The sequence below is a fragment of the Megasphaera sp. ASD88 genome (assembly GCF_002287425.1).
GTDB lineage: Bacteria > Bacillota > Negativicutes > Veillonellales > Megasphaeraceae > Megasphaera > Megasphaera stantonii.
Genome location: NZ_NQXW01000011.1, coordinates 13,658 through 26,670 on the forward strand (window position 1 = coordinate 13,658; position 13,013 = coordinate 26,670).

The 13,013-nt window shown below is 56.8% G+C and carries 11 protein-coding genes and 6 tRNA genes; 16 read left to right on the top strand and 1 reads right to left on the bottom strand.

Annotation, left to right across the window (positions count from 1 at the left end):
- Window positions 1–36: 36 nt before the first annotated feature.
- The 9 genes from CJ260_RS07105 to pta all read left to right on the top strand — a co-directional run bounded on the left by CJ260_RS07105 (window position 37) and on the right by pta (window position 4,206).
- Window positions 37–1,038: a nicotinate-nucleotide--dimethylbenzimidazole phosphoribosyltransferase gene (locus tag CJ260_RS07105; RefSeq protein WP_095629689.1), complete on the top strand. Its 1,002-nt coding sequence runs from the start codon at window positions 37–39 to the stop codon at window positions 1,036–1,038.
- Window positions 1,039–1,079: 41 nt separating this feature from the next.
- Window positions 1,080–1,922 (top strand): LarC family nickel insertion protein, encoded by an 843-nt coding sequence (locus tag CJ260_RS07110; protein WP_087478791.1) that lies wholly within the window; start codon window positions 1,080–1,082, stop codon window positions 1,920–1,922.
- 352 nt (window positions 1,923–2,274) lie between these two features.
- Window positions 2,275–2,349, top strand: a tRNA-Gly gene (locus CJ260_RS07115).
- Between the two features lie 25 nt (window positions 2,350–2,374).
- A tRNA-Asn gene (locus tag CJ260_RS07120) sits at window positions 2,375–2,450 on the top strand.
- A 4-nt stretch (window positions 2,451–2,454) separates the two neighbouring features.
- Window positions 2,455–2,528, top strand: a tRNA-Gln gene (locus tag CJ260_RS07125).
- Window positions 2,529–2,535: 7 nt separating this feature from the next.
- Window positions 2,536–2,611 (top strand) — tRNA-Lys (locus CJ260_RS07130).
- Window positions 2,612–2,627: 16 nt separating this feature from the next.
- Window positions 2,628–2,703: transfer RNA gene (locus CJ260_RS07135), tRNA-Glu, on the top strand.
- A gap of 6 nt (window positions 2,704–2,709) precedes the next feature.
- Window positions 2,710–2,785 (top strand) — tRNA-Val (locus CJ260_RS07140).
- A gap of 377 nt (window positions 2,786–3,162) precedes the next feature.
- A complete protein-coding gene (gene pta, locus CJ260_RS07145; protein ID WP_087478869.1) occupies window positions 3,163–4,206 on the top strand; it encodes a phosphate acetyltransferase in 1,044 nt (347 codons plus the stop codon).
- 158 nt (window positions 4,207–4,364) lie between these two features.
- Here the strand turns inward: pta and CJ260_RS07150 are convergent, their stop codons facing one another.
- Window positions 4,365–4,805: a hypothetical protein gene (locus CJ260_RS07150; RefSeq protein WP_095629690.1), complete on the bottom strand. Its 441-nt coding sequence runs from the start codon at window positions 4,803–4,805 to the stop codon at window positions 4,365–4,367.
- 183 nt (window positions 4,806–4,988) lie between these two features.
- Here CJ260_RS07150 and CJ260_RS07155 point away from each other — a divergent pair, with 183 nt between their 5' ends.
- The 7 genes from CJ260_RS07155 (at window position 4,989) to selB (ending at window position 13,011) form a co-directional block, all read left to right on the top strand.
- Complete coding sequence (locus CJ260_RS07155; RefSeq protein WP_087478867.1) at window positions 4,989–6,377, top strand: NAD(P)/FAD-dependent oxidoreductase; 1,389 nt, start codon at window positions 4,989–4,991, stop codon at window positions 6,375–6,377.
- 47 nt (window positions 6,378–6,424) lie between these two features.
- Window positions 6,425–7,462 (top strand): selenide, water dikinase SelD, encoded by a 1,038-nt coding sequence (gene selD / locus CJ260_RS07160; protein WP_095629691.1) that lies wholly within the window; start codon window positions 6,425–6,427, stop codon window positions 7,460–7,462.
- Between the two features lie 176 nt (window positions 7,463–7,638).
- Window positions 7,639–8,931, top strand: coding sequence for an adenylosuccinate lyase (gene purB, locus CJ260_RS07165; RefSeq protein WP_095629692.1), 1,293 nt, complete (start codon window positions 7,639–7,641; stop codon window positions 8,929–8,931).
- A gap of 96 nt (window positions 8,932–9,027) precedes the next feature.
- Window positions 9,028–10,176 (top strand): aminotransferase class V-fold PLP-dependent enzyme, encoded by a 1,149-nt coding sequence (locus CJ260_RS07170; protein WP_095629693.1) that lies wholly within the window; start codon window positions 9,028–9,030, stop codon window positions 10,174–10,176.
- Window positions 10,177–10,228: 52 nt separating this feature from the next.
- Window positions 10,229–10,819 (top strand): sulfurtransferase-like selenium metabolism protein YedF, encoded by a 591-nt coding sequence (yedF, locus tag CJ260_RS07175; protein ID WP_095629694.1) that lies wholly within the window; start codon window positions 10,229–10,231, stop codon window positions 10,817–10,819.
- Between the two features lie 8 nt (window positions 10,820–10,827).
- Entirely contained in the window at window positions 10,828–11,097 is a 270-nt protein-coding gene (locus tag CJ260_RS07180) for a DUF3343 domain-containing protein (RefSeq protein ID WP_095629695.1), read from the top strand.
- Window positions 11,098–13,011 carry a selenocysteine-specific translation elongation factor gene (gene selB, locus CJ260_RS07185; RefSeq protein ID WP_095629696.1) on the top strand — a complete coding sequence of 638 codons (1,914 nt, stop codon included), beginning with the start codon at window positions 11,098–11,100 and terminating at the stop codon, window positions 13,009–13,011.
- The last annotated feature ends 2 nt before the right edge of the window (window positions 13,012–13,013 follow it).

A 13,013-nucleotide genomic window follows, 5' to 3' on the forward strand; every position in this document is an offset into this window, starting at 1 on the left:
TATAATAGACAAAAATGAGTAACCAGGAGGTATGCAATGGATAGTGTGCTGGAACAGGTAATCGCCGGTATCGGCCCCCTGAATCTGGAAAAGACCGGCGAGTGCTACGCGAAGCTGTCGAGCCTTGCCGTCCCTCAGGACGGGAAATTGACTTACTTGGCCGGCCGTATTGCCGGCGTCTCCGATACGCTGCAGCCATCGCTGCTGAAAAAAGCCGTCGTCTTATTTGCCGCCGACCACGCCGTCGACGGCGGGGAAAATAAAACGAAGGGCATGGGCAGCAAGGCCGCCGCGCTGGAAATCGCCGCCGGAAAGGGCCATATCAACAAGGTGGCCCATCAGATAGGAGCCGGCGTGTTGCTGCTGGATATGGGACTGGAGCAGAATATTCCCGAATCGGAAGGCGTTCAGGACTTGAAGGTCATGCACGGCAGCCATTTTTGGGCCAAAGGGCCGGCCATGACGGAAGACCAGATGCTGGACGCCATGTTCAGCGGCCTGCAAATCGGAGAAAATCTGGCCGACGAGCATTACAACGCCCTCGGCCTCGGCAATATCGGCGAACGGGGTCTGCTGACGGCCTTTATCCTCACAGCGGCCTTCTTCCGCGATTCTATGAACGACTTGCCGTCCCATATGAAATCGCAGGGCAAGCTGGAGCAGCTGACGGCTCTCATGGACCGGCTGAGACTGGATGCCGGCGATCCTCTGGATTTGCTGCGCCGCGCCGGCTCGCCCGATATCGCCGCCATGGTCGGCCTCATATTGGCGGCGGCCCATCGCCGTCTCCTCGTCGTATTCGACAACGCGGTGACGGGAGCGGCCGTACTGCTCAGCCGGGCCCTCTGCTCTCAGGTAGACGACTACGTCATCCCTTCGGCGCGATATGCCGAGCCGGTTCATCAGATGCAGATGAAAAAGATGGGCCTCAAGGCCTTCTTTGAAACGGGGCAGGATACGGATCAGGGCATGGGCTCGGTCATCGGCTTGTCCCTGCTGGATGCGGCAGTAGACATGATGAATAAGGAATTGAAATAAGACGATAGCGATGCCCCTTTGCGGCAGGAAGGAGATTATACATGAAGACCTTATACCTCGATTGTTTTTCCGGCATCAGCGGCAATATGTTCACCGGCATGCTTCTGCAGGCCGGCGTGCCCTTCGACGCCTTTCAGGACGCCATGGCTTCGCTGAAGCTGGAAGGATATTCCCTCGTCTGCGAATCCGTTTCCAAGCTGGGAATTCAATCGGTCTATTACAACGTAATTCTTGATGCGGAACGTCATCACCATGCGCACGACGGCGGGCACGATCATGAGCACCATCATCATCACGAACATCACGGTTCGCACAGCCACGAGCATCTCGTCGATACGACGGGCCATCACCATCATCACCAGCACCGCGGCCTGCAGGAAATCACGGCGATTATCGAAGCGTCGCCGCTGTCGGACAGCGTTAAGGCGAAAAGCCTCGCCGTATTCGGCGAGCTGGCAAAAGCCGAGGCAAAGGTTCACGGCGTGCCTGTCGACCAGATTCATTTCCATGAAGTCGGGGCCGTCGACTGCATCCTGGACATCGTCGGCGTTGCCTGGGCTCTCGAATATCTGGGCATAGAGCAAATCGGCGCGTCGCCTCTCCACGTCGGCAGCGGCTTCGTACGCTGCGCCCACGGCGTTATGCCCGTACCGGCTCCGGCTACGGCAGAACTGCTGGCAGGCATTCCCTATTATGCTACGGACATCCGCGGCGAACTCGTCACGCCGACCGGCGCGGCCCTCGTCAAGACCCTGGCTTCCTATATCGGCCCCCGGCCCAAGTCCTTTGTCCATGACATCACGGCTTACGGCGCAGGCACGAAAGACCTAGAAATCCCCAACGTCGTCCGCGGCTTTATCGGAGAAGCTGAATCATGGCGGTAAGGAACGGCGGCAGGACAGACACGATTCTCCCGCATGTCTTGGCTCATGACAGCTACATAAACGTAAGATAGGTAAGGCGCCGCGGAGATATTTTTTGCGGCGCTTCTTTTATGGAGAAAGTAGAGTATATCTGGTAGAATTCATCATATAATCAATTCCATCAACTATTTGCGAAAAAAATGAAAAAATCTATTGACAGATTACAGGAGGCGTGATATTATAATTAAGCGTTCTGATGAACGCGCCGACACAGAGAAGGTTAGAAAGAACGTCGCAAAAAAGTTCTTAAAAAACTTTCAAAAAATGTGTTGACAAGCACAAACGAAAGTGCTAAAATAAACTTCGTCGTCATGCGGAAGTAGCTCAGTGGTAGAGCACCACCTTGCCAAGGTGGGGGTCGCGAGTTCGAGCCTCGTTTTCCGCTCCATATTTCCTCTTAAAGAGGAAGCTATTCCTCAATAGCTCAGTCGGTAGAGCAATCGGCTGTTAACCGATTTGTCGTAGGTTCGAGTCCTACTTGAGGAGCCAATACAGGGGTATCGCCAAGCGGTAAGGCTACGGACTCTGACTCCGTCATCGTTGGTTCGAATCCAGCTACCCCTGCCAAATTTATGATCCACTAGCTCAGTCGGTAGAGCACCTGACTTTTAATCAGGGTGTCCCGAGTTCGAATCTCGGGTGGATCACCATCATTTACTCTAGCATGGCCCCTTGGTCAAGTGGTTTAAGACACCGCCCTTTCACGGCGAGAACATGGGTTCGAATCCCGTAGGGGTCACCACTATCCGGGCGATTAGCTCAGCTGGGAGAGCGCCTGCCTTACAAGCAGGATGTCAGCAGTTCGATCCTGTTATCGCCCACCAATTTTTTTACAAGACATACACTTCGGTGTATGTCTTTTTTTGCATGTATGACGGTTATTGGCCAAGACGCTGCGTACCGAATGTCTGTCGTTGCTTCCTGTTGGCATACGAAGATATCCCCTCTTTGCTGAAATTCCTCGTCTTCTGGTCAGGAACGAAACTCCCTTCGTTCTGCCGCCGGCCTTTAAGATAACACATAGACTCATGTATGATAGCATAAATGCATAATAGTATATTATAAAATGATTAACTTTCATGCCGAATTTTTCGTATTATTGCAATAAGCGGGCGAAACGTATTTGATTCGACTCCATTTTGTATTATAATAAAGCTGTCAAACATTCATTTTTAAGATTTATTTAAGGAGTGGTTCCCTCATGCGATTTACTGAAGATTTGAAAGCCCGTGTTGCGAAAGCGCAGAAGAAGATTGTTCTTCCGGAAACGAGCAGCCCCCGCGTACTGAAAGCTGCCGAACGTGTTTTGGCCGAAGGCTTTGCCAGAATTGTCCTCGTAGGCAAGCTGGAACAAATCAAAAAAGATGCTGCTAAATACCAGATTGACCTTACGGGCGTTGAAGTAATCGACCCGGCAACGTATTACCGCATGGACGAATTGTGCGCATATTTTGCAAAACGCCGCGAAAAGAAAGGCATGACGCCGGAAAAAGCATACGAAGTTATGGTTAACAACTACACCTTCTTCGCTGCCGGCCTCGTTGCTCTCGGCGAAGCTGACGGTGTCGTATCCGGTGCGATTACGACGTCTGCCGACGTTATCCGCGCCGGCCTTCAGGTCGTAGGCCCCCGTCCGGGCAACAAGACCGTATCCAGTGCCTTCATTTTGCTGACCAATACGCCGCAGTACGGCGATAACGGCATCCTCGTACTGGGCGACTGCGGTGTTATTCCCGATCCGACGGCAGAACAGCTGGCTGACATTGCCTGCATCTGCGTGGAACGTGCTGAAAGAACTGTACAGATGTTAAGACCTCGCGTTGCCTTCTTGTCCTACTCCACCATGGGCAGCGGCGCCGGCGATTCCGTCGACAAAGTTCGTCAGGCTGTACAGATCCTGAAAGACCGCGGCGTAGAATTCGACTTCGACGGCGAAATGCAGGCCGACGCCGCGTTGGTACCGGAAGTTGGCGAACGCAAAGCTCCGGGCTCCAAGGTTGCCGGTCATGCCAACGTCCTCATTTTCCCGAACCTCGATGCTGCTAACATCGGCTACAAGATGGTTCAGCGTTTTGCCAACGCAACGGCTCTTGGCCCCTTGGTTCAGGGCTTGGCAAAACCGATCCTCGACTTGTCCCGTGGCTGCTCGACAGAAGACGTCGTAGACGTCGTCGCCGTTTGCTGCTCCGACGCAATTACGACAGATATCATGAAAAAACAGGCCGCTCATCCCTTCGAAGGCTAAGAGCGACAGGCTGCGCCGTTTATAGCGGCGTGCATAAAAACAGCGCATACGATATCGTGTGCGCTGTTTTTATATTCTCAAGTATGCAGTTGATTCGTTTCGGCCTTTTGCCTGGCCTTTCGGCATAACTGTTTCCTGCCGGCTTTTTCCCGCTGCCGTCAGCGTTTTACGCGAACTCGCTTGTTGCCGACGACCATGGAACGGCTCAGTGTGCGGTAGGCCATGTACGTAAAGAACAGAAAGCCGAAGAGGAACACGAGGGCGTATTCGTCGGTCAGCTTTTCGTGCTGCGAGTAGTAATAGGCGCAGCCCAGCGTGAGGAGCAGGCTGGCGTACATCGACAGGACGGAGCACCAGGTACGCTGGCCTCGGTCGCGGACGGCGTAGAATTCGCGGTATTTGACGTACAGGGCGATAGTAGACACGACGAGGACGACGCCTGCCGCTGCCGGGACGATCGGATTGAATTGCAGATATAAGGACACTAATAGGAGGACCATGAGCAGGAAGGTCCAGAGAAAGATGTATTCCTGCAGCCGAAGCTCTTCCTTCGGGTCGTCGACAGCCTGCTGCCGTCGGTCTTTTCGTTTTTGTGCCATATGAAACCTCTCCTTGCTTGTATAGTCATGCCCTTATTATAGCACAACCTGCCGGGAAGAGCAGGGGTCGCCTTATATTGACAGGGCCCGTGCCCCATGATACGCTAAATGAGGATAGTTGATATACAATCGCAGATATCCCGACTGCGCGGCAGCAGGCCGCGGCGAAAGGAGAGATAGACGATGAACGCTGTAAAAACCTATGACGTCATCATTATCGGGGCCGGGCCGGCCGGTATTTTTACGGCTCTGGAGCTGGCTGATACGGGCCTGAGTATTCTCATCGTGGAAAAGGGGCAGGACATTCGCGAGCGCATTGCGACGAGCCGCAATAAAAACGCCCTGCCTAAGGATAAGGTCCGCAACGTCGTGTGCGGCTGGGGCGGCGCCGGCGCCTTCAGCGACGGCAAGTTGACGCTGACGACGGAATACGGCGGCAATTTGGACGACTACATGTCCAAGGCCGAGCTCATGGAAAAAATAGCCTATGTCGACGACGTATACTGCCGCTTCGGCGGCGCAGACCGCAAGGTATACGGCGACGAAAATAAGGAGTGCATCCGCCAGATGCAGCGCAAGGCCGCGGCGGCTGATTTACGGCTTATTCCGGCGCGGATACGCCACCTCGGCACGGATGTAAACGCCCAGATACTGACGAATATGCGCGACTTCCTCGACGGCAAGATCGACATCATGGCCGATACGGCTGTAGACCATATCGTCGTGGAAGACGGGCAGGTGCGGGGCGTTATCATAGCAGATCAGCTGTATGCCTGCCGCTACCTGGTCTGCGCGCCGGGCCGGGAAGGCTCGGAATGGTTTGTCGGCGAAGTAGACAAGCTGGGCCTCAAGCTGACGTCCAACGCCGTCGATATCGGTGTGCGCGTAGAAATGCCGGCAGAAATTTTAGAGACCATTACCGACATAGTGTACGAATCGAAGCTCATCTATTTCAGCAAGTCCTTCGACGATAGGATTCGTACCTTCTGCATGAATCCCTATGGCTTCGTCGTAGAAGAAAACAACGACGGCCTCTTGACGGTCAACGGCCACAGCTATGCTCACAAGCGCAGCGAAAACACGAACTTTGCCATCCTCGTGTCGAAGAAGTTCACCGAGCCCTTCCACGAGCCGATCAAATACGGCAAATACATCGCCAATTTGGCCAATATCCTCGGCGGCGGCGTCATTGTCCAGCGGCTGGGAGATCTTCTCGACGGCCGCCGTTCGACGCCGGAGCGCATTCTGCGGGGCCTCGTGCGGCCGACGATGCCTGATGCGACGCCGGGCGACTTGTCCCTCGTCCTGCCGTACCGCCACCTGCAGGACATCAAGGAAATGCTCGAGGCGCTGGACAAGGTGGCTCCCGGTGCCAATTCGCGCCATACGCTGCTGTACGGCGTGGAAGTTAAATTTTATTCCAACCGGCTGGAACTGAATCACAAATTGGAAACGAAGATTCCCAATTTCTTTGCCATCGGCGACGGCGCCGGCATTACGCGGGGGCTGGTGCAGGCCTCGGCGGCCGGCGTGACTGTCGGCAAGGAAATCCTGGAACGGGAAGGCCGGTAAACCGTATCCTGTAGGGATATGGAAGCTGAAGAAGGGAGGTGCCGGCTATGGATGAAAGGATCAAATTGACTCAAATGGCGTCCTGCTCGGGGTGAGGTGCTAAGATTGGCGCCGGGGAACTGGCGCAGCTGTTGGAAGGTATTCCAACAAGATATGACGAACGGCTGATCGTCGGCTACGATAAGAGCGACGACGCGTCGGTATACGTCGTCAGCGAGGAATTGGCCTTGGTGCAGACCGTCGATTTCTTTCCGCCCATCGTCGACGACCCGTTCTTATTTGGACAAATTGCGGCGGCCAACGCCCTGAGCGATGTGTACGCTATGGGCGGCGAGCCGAAGCTGGCCATGAACGTCATGTGCATCAATTCGCAGATGGGAAAGGAGGCCGTCCGGGCGATCCTGCAGGGCGGCTATGACAAGGCCTATGAAGCGGGCGTCCTCATTACAGGCGGCCATACTATAGAAGACAAGGAGCCCAAGTACGGCCTGTCCGTGACGGGCTTCGTCCATCCGCAGAAGCTCCTGCGCAATTCGTCGGCCCGCGAAGGCGATGTATTGATTTTGACCAAGCCCTTAGGCGTAGGCATCCTCATGACGGCGGCCCAGGGAGATATGGTGGAGGAAGGACTGCTGCGCAAGCTGTACGGCCAAATGGCCCAGCTCAACAAGGCGGCCAGGGACATCATGGTCCGCTACGACGTTGGCGGCTGCACCGACGTGACGGGCTTCGGCTTTTTGGGTCACGCCTTTGAAATGGCCCGGGGAAGCGGCCTTACGCTGCACGTCATGGCGGGAAGCGTCCCCTATTACAGCGAAGCCTGCGAAATGGCTGACATGGGCTTTATTCCCGCCGGCGCCTACCGCAACCGGGCTTATACGGACGGGCAGGTCATCGTCAGGGGTGACATCGACCGGGCTATGATGGACGTCCTGTACGATCCGCAGACGTCGGGAGGATTGCTCATCGCCGTTTCGGAACGGGACTGCATGGCCTTGCTGCAGGAATTGCAGTCGGCCATTCCCTGCGCGGAAATCGTAGGCTATGCGGCGCAGCGCGAAGACGGCGCGCTCATCATTGAATAAGGAATAAGAGAACCGCTGCAGGAGATACGGGCTCCTGCGGCGGTTTTTCCCTAAAATAAGGGCTCTTTGCCGATGAAATGCGCACTTTGCCCTACCTTTGGTATGACAAATAGTGTATAATAGCACTGGTGAGTTTTTTACAACCGTACTCATGAACTAAAAAGGAGAGATTCAACGTGATTGAACGCTATACGAAACCGGAAATGGGTCAGATTTGGACAGAATTCAACGAATGGGATACGCTGAAACAGGTAGAAATCCTGGCCAGCGAAGCCCAGGCCGAACTCGGCAACGTGCCGAAGGAAGCGGCCAAGGAAATTCGCGAAAAAGCGAAGTTTTCTGTCGAACGCATCCATGAAATCGAAGCGGAAACACATCATGATATTGCCGCCTTTGTTTCCACCCTTTCGGAAAACATCGGCGAAGCCGGCAAATATGTTCACCTGGGCCTGACGTCGACAGACGTAAAAGACACGGCCATGGGCTACATGCTCAAACAGGCTTCGGACATCCTCATCAAGGATTTGGAAGATTTCCGCGACGTTCTGCGCCGCCGCGCCGTTGAATTCAAATATACGCCCTGCATCGGCCGTACCCACGGCATCCATGCCGAAGCGACGACCTTCGGCCTCAAGCTCTGCAACTGGCTGGCTGAAACGGAACGCAACATCGAACGCATGAAACGGGCCAAGGAAACGATTGCCGTCGGCAAGATTTCCGGCGCTGTCGGCACCTACGCCGACGTCGACCCCTTCGTAGAAAAATACGTCTGCGAACACCTGGGCATCGCCGCATCGCCGATTTCGTCCCAGACACTGCAGCGCGACCGCCATGCAGAATTCGTGACGACACTGGCCGTCATTGCCAGCTCCATCGATAAATTCGCTACGGAAATCCGCCACCTCCAGCGCACGGAAGTCCGCGAAGCGGAAGAATATTTCAGCCCCAAACAGAAGGGCTCGTCCATCATGCCGCATAAACGCAATCCTATTACGTGTGAACGCATGTGCGGCCTGGCCCGCGTCATCCGCGGCAACGCCCAGGCGGCGCTGGAAGACGTAGCGCTCTGGCATGAACGGGATATTTCCCATTCGTCGGTCGAACGGGTTATTCTGCCGGACAGCACCATTGCCCTCGACTACATGCTCCAGACCTTTACGCGCGTCGTCGACCGCCTCATCGTATATCCGGAAAAGATGATGCAGGACCTGAACCTGACGGGCGGCCTCATCTACAGCCCGATTCTTCTCAACACCCTCGTCGAAAAGGGCGCGGTCCGCGAACAGGCTTACCGCTGGGTACAGCGCAACGCCATGAAACGCTGGCTCGAAGGGGAAGATTTCCTGGAAAACCTCAAAAAAGACGAAGATATTGCTAAATTCATGAGCAACGAAGACATCGAAGCCTGCTTCGACGTTCATAAGATGCTCAGCCATGTCGATACGATTTTTGCCCGCTTTGGCCTCTAATTCGCCTACAGGCAAGATAAAAGGCAGCTCCGTTGCGAGCTGCCTTTTTTTAACAAATGAAATTGGCTGGGATTTCTGCGGAAAGGAGCGATGGACATGTATTACTTTGACAATGCCGCGACGACGGCGCAGAAGCCGCTAGCTGTGGCTCAGGCTGTATACGACGCCCTCAGCGGCGGCCTGCTGGGCAATCCTTCCCGGGGCGCCCACGCCTATTCACTGCGGGCTTACGGGCTGACGCTGCAGGCGAAGGAGCTGGTGAAAACGCTGTTTCACGCCGGCGGCGAGTACGACGTGGCCTTTACGCATAATTCTACGGCGGCTCTCAACATGGTGCTGAAAGGGCTGCTCGGTCCGGGCGACCACGTCCTGACGACGACATGGGAACACAACGCCGTCCTGCGGCCACTGTATCAGCTGGAGCAGCAGGGGACGGCCGTCGATTTTATAGGCTCGGAAGCCGGTACGGGCGCGCTGCAGTACGGCGAACTGGAACAGAAGCTGCGGCCATCGACGAAGGCCGTCGTGTGCAACCATGCGTCAAACGTGACGGGCAACGTCGTGGATTTGGAGCGCGTCAAGGATTTCTGCCGCAAGCATTCCCTGATGCTCGTCGTCGATGCGTCCCAATCGGCCGGGGCCTATCCTATCGACTTGTCTGACGGCGTCGTCACGGCCCTGTGCTTTACGGGCCATAAATCGCTCTATGGGCCGGGAGGAACGGGCGGCGTCTGCATCCGAAAGGACGCGGAGGTGCGGCCGTATATTACGGGCGGCGACGGCGTCCATTCCTTTGCCCGCGAACAGCCGAAGGAGATTCCAGGCGTATTCGAAGCAGGCACGGCCAATGTCGCTGGGATTGCCGGCCTGGCTGCAGGCGTGCAGACCCTGCTTGACGAAGGCCTGGAGGCGGCAGTCCGTCATCAGGAACGGCTGGGACGCATCTTTACGGAAGGAATTCGGGAGCTGCCGAACGTTACGCTGTACGGCGACTTTTCCGGCCCTCGCGTCGGCGTATACGCCCTGAATGTCGGCGACGCCGATTCGGCCTTGGTCAGCGATATCTTATGGGATCAATACGGCATGGCGACGCGGTCTGGATTTCACTGCGCCCCGCTCATGCACGAGCAGCTCCATACGGAGCGGCGCGGCGCCGTGCGCTTTTCCTTTTCCCGGTTTACGACGGAAGACGACGTCGCGGCGGCCGTACGAGCCCTGCGGGATATTGCCGCCATGGAGACGTGAGATTGTCGGAACATGATGAAATAGAACGTATCGTATAAGGAGGAATGGCAACATGTTTAAAATCGATATGACGGGCAAGGCCTGCCCCCTTCCGGTAATTCAAACCCATAAAGCTCTGAAGGAGCACGACGTAGTGGAAACGATTGTGGACAACCGGATTGCGACGGAAAACTTGAAGCGAATGGCTGATCAGCTGGGCTGCACATATACGCTGACGGAAGAATCGCCGCAGCGCTACGTCGTCGTCATTGCCAGGAACGGGCAGACGGCGGAACCGTCTTCGGCAGCCGAAACGGCGAAGGCCGCCGACTCGTATATCGTCGTCGTCAATTCGCCGTACATGGGCGTCGGCGACGAGGCCTTCGGCAAAAGCCTGCTCAAGACCTTCCTGTATACCCTGACGGAGCAGGACGTCCTGCCCCAGTGCGTCGTCTTTTACAACGGCGGCGTGCCCCTGGTGACGGAAGGCTCGGAATCACTGGAAGATTTGCAGAAGCTGGCGCAGATGGGCGTGCCGATTTACGCCTGCGGCGCCTGCCTCAATTTCTACGGGCTGACGGATAAGGTCGCCGTCGGCGAAATCACGAATATGTACCGCATCGTCGAGCTGATGCGGACGGCCGACCGTATTGTCAAGCCGTAGGAGGGCCTATGGAAACGTATGGCATCGCTTTGTTTTACAATACGAAGGACGCGATGCAGGCTGAGGCGGAAGCCAAGCGGCGTCAGATCAAGGCCCGCATCGTGCCGACGCCGGGGAAAATTTACGCCAGCTGCGGATTTTCCCTGCGCTACGACCTGGAGGAAGAAGGGGCGCTGACGGCGCTGCTGGCGCAATGCGGCCTTGCCTGCGAGAGCTTGTATCATGCCGCGCGGGACGGGTTGAAGGTGTCTTATGAAAAACAGGGAGGCGGTGCGTAAATGGCAAGACATGTCGTCATCGGGACGGCCGGCCACGTAGATCATGGCAAGACGACTTTGGTAAAGGCCCTGACGGGTATCGATACGGATACGACGAAGGAAGAAAAACGGAGGGGCCTGACGATTAACCTGGGCTTCGCCTATTTGGATCTGCCCGACGGCACGCGCGCCGGCATCGTCGACGTTCCCGGCCACGAGCGATTTATCAAGAACATGGTCGCCGGCCTGCCCGGACTGGGCATGGTGCTGCTGGTCGTAGACGCCAATGAAGGCGTCATGCCTCAGACGGTCGAGCATATGGATATTTTGACGCTCCTGGGCATCGAGAAGTATCTCGTCGTCGTCACGAAGGCCGATACGGTCGACGAAGACATGCGGGAGCTGGTCAAGGAGGACATTCGCGCCAAGCTGGCCGATACGGCGGCCGCCGACGCCGATATCGTCGAGACGGACGCTCTTACGGGCCGGGGCCTGTCGGACCTCGTCGCCAAGATACAGGCGACGACGGAAGGGCTGGCGGAACGTGGCTCCAACGGCGCGGCCCGGCTGAATATCGACCGCGCCTTTTCCGTAAAGGGCTTCGGCACCGTCGTGACAGGGACGCTGCTGGACGGCGCTGTGTCCGTCGGCGACGAGCTGTTTTTGTATCCGGAGAAGCGAGCCGTGCGGGTCCGGAATATACAGGTCCATGAGCAAAACGTCGGACAGGCCGAGGCGGGCCAGCGGACGGCGCTCAACTTGGCCAACATAGGGACCGATGAGGTACGTCGCGGAGATGTGCTGTGCGCTTCCGCCGATTTGACGCCGACGAGAATGATCGATGCCAAGGTTTCCTGCTTGAAGCGAGCGGACTGTCCGATTCAGATGTGGGATCGCCTGCGCCTTCTCGTCGGGACGCAGGAGGTCATGGTCCGGGCCGTCCCCCTGGGAGAGGAGTCGATTCTGCCCGGACAGGAAGGCTTTGTGCAGCTGCGGCTGGAAGGGGATGAAATCGTCGTCAAAGCAAAGGATCGATTTATCCTGAGGACCTTTTCCCCGATGCGCACCATAGGCGGCGGCGAAGTGCTGGACGCCAATCCCCGCAAGCACCGCCGCTTTAAGGACGCCGTGCTGAATAGCCTGAAAGCGAAGGACAGCGGCAGACTCGACGAAGGGCTCTGCGATTATTTGCTCCACAAGGCGAAATCCTTTGCCCGTCAGGCCGACGTGCAGGCCGCTCTGGGTGCAGACGCCGCCGCGCTGGACGCCGCCGCGGCCCGCCTTTTGGCAGAGGGAATGCTGTACGAGACGGCGGCCGGCTATATCCATCGGGACGCGTATCAGAAGCTCAAAGGCCGGGCCGTGCAGCTCCTGCTGGCCTATCACAAGGAATATCCCCTGCGACCGGGTATGCCCCTCGGCGAGTTCCGCTCCCGCTTGGGCGGCTCCTTGTCGGAAAAAGAAGCCGGAGAAATCCTGCGCCTCATGGAAGGGGACGGGAGCTGCCGCATAGAGGCCTCTGTCGCAGCGGCCAGCCGGTTCCGCGTCGTATTTACGCTGGAGCAGAAAAAGGCCCGCGATGCCATGACGGCGGTCTTAGTCCAATCGGGCTATACGCCCGTAAAGATCAGCGACCTGACGGCTCCCTGGGCCGACGGCCGGGCCGTGCTGGAAGCCATGCGGGGGAAGACGGCTGTGGTCTTATCGCCGGAATATGCCGTAGCGCGCCGCTTTTATGACGATGCCGTGCGCCGCTTATGCCGCTACGTGCGGGAAAAGGGGCCCATTGAGCTGGCTGCCTTCCGCGATCTCTTAGGCATCGGGCGCAAAGGGGCCCTTCAATTACTGGATTACATGGATGAACAGCACGTGACGCGGCGCGCCGAAGGAGGGCGAGTCCTCGGCGACGGCGCAGATTGTATAGAAAGCAGGTGAGG